Annotated in this window: 4 protein-coding genes; 1 reads left to right on the top strand and 3 read right to left on the bottom strand. The window is 39.0% G+C overall.

What is annotated here, in order from left to right:
* The 3 genes from EA341_RS13265 to EA341_RS13255 form a co-directional block, all read right to left on the bottom strand.
* Window positions 1-839, bottom strand: an 839-nt coding sequence (locus EA341_RS13265; RefSeq protein WP_293015354.1) for a mechanosensitive ion channel domain-containing protein, incomplete at its 3' end; no start/stop codon positions are given.
* 53 nt (window positions 840-892) lie between these two features.
* Complete coding sequence (locus EA341_RS13260; RefSeq protein WP_293015351.1) at window positions 893-1,594, bottom strand: methyltransferase domain-containing protein; 702 nt, start codon at window positions 1,592-1,594, stop codon at window positions 893-895.
* Complete coding sequence (locus EA341_RS13255) at window positions 1,594-2,670, bottom strand: type III polyketide synthase (protein WP_293015348.1); 1,077 nt, start codon at window positions 2,668-2,670, stop codon at window positions 1,594-1,596. The genes EA341_RS13260 and EA341_RS13255 overlap by 1 nt, the downstream gene beginning before the upstream one ends.
* Before the next feature lie 86 nt (window positions 2,671-2,756).
* Here EA341_RS13255 and EA341_RS13250 point away from each other — a divergent pair.
* Window positions 2,757-3,083, top strand: a 327-nt coding sequence (locus EA341_RS13250; RefSeq protein ID WP_293015346.1) for a UbiA family prenyltransferase, incomplete at its 3' end; no start/stop codon positions are given.

The raw sequence follows: 3,083 nt of genomic DNA, 5'->3' as shown, positions 1-3,083 counted from the left end.
TCTTTTTTCCCCTCTGGATAGTAATGATTTACATCTCTTTGTGGGAATGGGATTTCGATATCATTTGCTTCGAAAGCTTCTTTTAAGGCTTCCATATTGTCCCAATATACAGGCCACAAGTCGGCTGCATCAGTCCAACACCTTACGGTCAGGTCTAGTGAGCTATCACCGAAACTAGTGAATTTAACCACTGCTTCAGGTTCCGCATGGATCCTTTCGTCTTTTTTCAAAGTATCTAAAATCACCTTTCTTGTTTTTTTGAGGTCTGTACCGTATGCTACTCCAATAGAAAAGTCAGCCCTTCTAGTAGGTTTTTGGGATAGATTGACAATCGAATTGTTTGCCAATGCACCATTTGGAATAGTCACTACCCTATTATCAAAGTTTCGGACTTTAGTGTAAAGGATGTCTATACTCTCCACTGAACCTAGCGTTCCTTGAGCCTCAATGGTCTCGCCTACACGGAAGGGTTTGAAGACCAAAATCAAAACCCCACCTGCAAAGTTTGCCAATGACCCTTGTAGGGCAAGACCAATAGCCAAACCAGCTGCACCAAGTATTGCCACAAAGGAGGTCATTTGCATGCCAACTGTGGTAGCTACCGCAATCAGAAGGACAACCCAAAGGATTGCACTTAGAAAGCTTTTAAAAAATGTTCCCAGTGAGGGATCTATTTCATATTTTTCCAATCCTCTACCCAATTGGCGTAATAAAAACTTAATCAACCATCTACCTATCAAAAGCAGGATAATTGCTTTTAAAATGATAGGCCCTGCTTCAAACACCAGGTCAATGGCCTTTTGTTGGATTATTTGAATGGTTTCGTAATTAAATTCCATGAATTTTAAAGTTTGGTTTTAAATTTTCTAAATTAAAGGAGTACAAAGTTAACTCAGTACGCCAAAATTTTCCAACGAAATGCCCAATTCCACGAAATTTCAACATGATCAAATCCAGCTTTGCTTAGGATTTGGGTCCAATCTTCTCTTCGGAAGCTTCTTAAAACCGATATAGGACCGTCATTTTTCACCATTTCGGACTTGGAAAAAAACCTAGTCAATAGCTTGATGCTATAATAGGCTAATGGGTGCCTATGAAGGTCATTGATGACCACACCCAATTTTGACATATTCTTAAAAGAAGATAAAAGGTGAATAAGTTCCTCGTCTGTAAAATGATGTGTGAATAATGTACAGGTAATGATATCTACTGGTTGGGAAATGAAATTTTCGGAAAAAACATTTGCCTGTTCAAATTTGACATTTTTATATTCTTCTAGCTGTTTTTTAGCTAATCTGATAATATTTGGGTTGGCATCTATACCGATAAAGCTGCAGGGGAGCTCTTTTTTGTATGCCCAATCTGCCATGACTTTTAACATGTCGCCACCACCACACCCTACGTCGGCTATGGTGTAATCTTCTTGCGGAAAAATTTTCCGGAATCGTTGAATCGCCGAGGTGGTGACATGATTACCCCCAAGGAGTTTGTTGATGGTTCGGAGCTCCTTGAGGGTTTGGGTGAGCTCTTCACCACCTACCTTGAGGTCATCCATAATTTCTTTTTGGGTGCTCCTTTGGGTGAATTTTCCCATTATTTTTCTAATAATAGTGTTTCTAAAGTTAAGCCAGGTCCAAAGCCTAGGGCAAGAAGACTACCGTCCATCAATTCATCTTCCAACCAATGCTTGAGTACAAATAGAATTGTTGCGGAAGACATATTACCAAACTGGTCCAGCACCTTGTGAGAATGAAGGTTTTGGGAAGTAGTTATTTTAAAGGCAGATTCTACCTTTTGAAGGATTTGTTTTCCTCCTGGGTGCACTGCAAAATTTTTTATTTCAGACAAGTTATAAAGCTTTTCCAAATCATCATGGATTGATTCCAATCCTTTTTGCAACAATTCAGGTACGTATTTGCTAAGTTTCATTTCAAAGCCAAAGTCACCAATGGTCCATGCCATATCTTGTTCTCCTTCTTTGAAAACCCTAGAATCATAACTTTTTATTTTCAGCCCTTTACTGTTATTTGTCACCAAGGCTGCTGCTGCTCCATCACCAAAAATGGCGTTCGCCAAGAGGTTGTCTTCATTGTATTCTTTCTGAAAATGAAGGGTGCATAGTTCAACAGAAACAATCAATACCTTTGCATCAGGAGAGGAGTCACAAATCCTATCTGCTAATTTGAGTGCATTGAAAGAAGCATAACAACCCATGAAGTGGATACTATACCTCTCAACATTAGCGGGGAAACCCATTTTATCTATGACCTCTAATTCTAATCCGGGTGCAAACATACCAGTACAAGAAACCAATATCATATGGGTGATTTCGTTGGGGTAGGTCAAGCCATCCTGTAAGCATTGCGTAATAGCAGATTTGGCCAAAGGGAAAGCTTGTGTTCTGAACTCCTCCATTCTCTGCTTGGTACTCGGGAAAGGGTCTAGGTCCTTATTTTTCGGGAAAAAATTAAAATCCTTCGGGTCAGAGTGATTGAAATCGTCTAGGACACTGTGTCGGCTTGATATTCCAGAGTGCTTATATATAAAGTTAAGCTTGCGGGAATCAATACTATCCAATCCGTGGGCAATCTTCATAAACTCGCTGATTTTTAGCTGCGGGATAGCCTTTCCTGGGCTAGCAGTACCAATACTCACAATATGGTTGTTCATCAAATTAAGTTAAACTATTTTTTTCTAAATTGGATATTGAATTGTAAACATCTACAATCTCTAAAAGTTAACAACTAAATTTAAATATGTTTAAGATATCCAACTGGAAACACCTAAGAATTCCATTTTCTTTCTATTTAATGCCTGTTTATTTTTTTGCCTTGGCATTGACCCCCAATCATAATCCGGAGCGGATACTTTTGGTCTTTGTTGCCCTGCATCTTTTTTTGTATCCCTCCAGCAATGGATATAACAGTTATTTTGACAAAGACGAAAAAAGCATCGGAGGACTTCGTAATCCTCCCAAAGTAAGCGAAGGTTTGTATTACTTATCGGTGATTTTTCTTGGAATTGCTTTAGGGCTTGGACTTCAGATAAATTTGGAGTTTGCCTCTATGTTGTTTGTATATGGT

It is taken from the genome of Mongoliibacter sp., from assembly GCF_007692705.1.
Taxonomy (GTDB): domain Bacteria; phylum Bacteroidota; class Bacteroidia; order Cytophagales; family Cyclobacteriaceae; genus Mongoliibacter.
The sequence above is the reverse complement of the archived record's forward strand: the minus strand, read 5'-3'. Positions and strand labels throughout refer to the sequence as shown.

Coding starts and splice junctions, on each gene's coding strand:
- EA341_RS13260 (WP_293015351.1), bottom strand. CDS start 1,594: ATGGGAAAATTCACCCAAAGGAGCACCCAAAAAGAAATTATGGATGAC.
- EA341_RS13255 (WP_293015348.1), bottom strand. CDS start 2,670: ATGAACAACCATATTGTGAGTATTGGTACTGCTAGCCCAGGAAAGGCT.